General features: G+C 64.7%; 2 protein-coding genes. Both read left to right on the forward strand.

Translation table 11 applies throughout. The annotated features are described in order from the left end of the window. Window positions 1-41 precede the first annotated feature (41 nt). A complete protein-coding gene (locus Mhypo_RS18695; RefSeq protein WP_027887990.1) occupies window positions 42-620 on the forward strand; it encodes a transposase family protein in 579 nt (192 codons plus the stop codon). A 26-nt stretch (window positions 621-646) separates the two neighbouring features. Continuing rightward, window positions 647-1165: a hypothetical protein gene (locus tag Mhypo_RS18700; protein WP_036197009.1), complete on the forward strand. Its 519-nt coding sequence runs from the start codon at window positions 647-649 to the stop codon at window positions 1163-1165. The last annotated feature ends 12 nt before the right edge of the window (window positions 1166-1177 follow it).

Consider the following 1177-nt stretch of genomic DNA (forward strand, 5'->3'; position numbering starts at 1 on the left):
CCAGACTTGACCGTTATTCAGGGTTGAGGCTAGATAGAGGCATGAACTTACGCGAAGCCTTAGCCTCATTGGACGATCCACGCTACCAGAACCGGCGCTATCCGCTGTGGGGGGTGGTGGCATTGGTGCTGGTGGCCTTTGTGTGCCGGGTGGACTCCCTGCGGGGTGTGGCCCGCTTTGCCCAAGCCAATCCCTTCCTGTGTAAGCCCCTGGGCTTGCGCAAGGCCCCAGGACGCAGCTCAATCGCCCAGCTCATCCGCCGCTTGGACCCGCAAGCGCTGGGTTCAGCCCTGCAACAGGTCTTTCCCGAACTCCCCCTTCCCGCCTCTTTCCCTACCTCTACCGCTACTACCTCTGCCCTGGTCGCGGATGGCAAGGTCTTGCGGGGGAGTGCTAAAGGCGAGAGCCCGGTGGTGCGGGTGGTGGAGCTGTGGTGTGAGCAAGCCCGCCACAGCCTGGCCCAGGCCCAAGTCGGTGGGCGGGAGGATGAGGCCTTGCTGGGTCTGCTGGAGCGCATGGGGCTGGAGGGTTTAGCCGGTCGGGTGGTGGTGGCCGACGCGGGCTTCCTCTACCCCCGGGTGGCCGAAGCCATCCGGGCTAAGGGGGGGATTACCTGCTGAGCCTGAGAGCCAACCAAGCCCGGGCGTTGGAGGCGGTAGAGTGGCTGTTCGCTTGCCTGGACGAGCATCCCCTGCCCGGGGAAAGCATCGTCCAGTGGGAAGAACTCCGTGACGGGGAGGTGTGGCGCTACCGGGCCTCGGCCTCCCCCCATCTCCCCCCCTGGCTGGACTTCCCTTTTGCCCGGCAGGCCGTGCGCCTGGAGCGCTGGGTGTGGCATAAGCGCAGCAAGCAGCAGCGCTACAGCGTGCACTACGCCCTGAGTAGCCTCAGACCCGAGGCGGCGGGGGCCAGGCGTCTGGGCGAACTCATGCGCCAACGCTGGGGCGTGGAGAACCGGAACTTCTGGGTACGCGACGTGCTCTTACGCGAGGACCATGCCCAGGCCCGTGGCGCCCTGGCCTTCAACCTTTGTGCCCTGCGGGCTTTCGTGCTGAACTGCCTCAACTACCGCAAGGTCCAGGCTAAAAAAGCCGCCCTGGAAGCCTTCTCCTTCAACCCCCTCTCCGCTTTGAGGTTCCTGGGGTTGCATACAAAAGATGTATAGCGGTCAAGTCTG

Origin of the sequence: Meiothermus hypogaeus (genome assembly GCF_003574035.1) — a bacterium.
Lineage (GTDB): Bacteria > Deinococcota > Deinococci > Deinococcales > Thermaceae > Meiothermus > Meiothermus hypogaeus.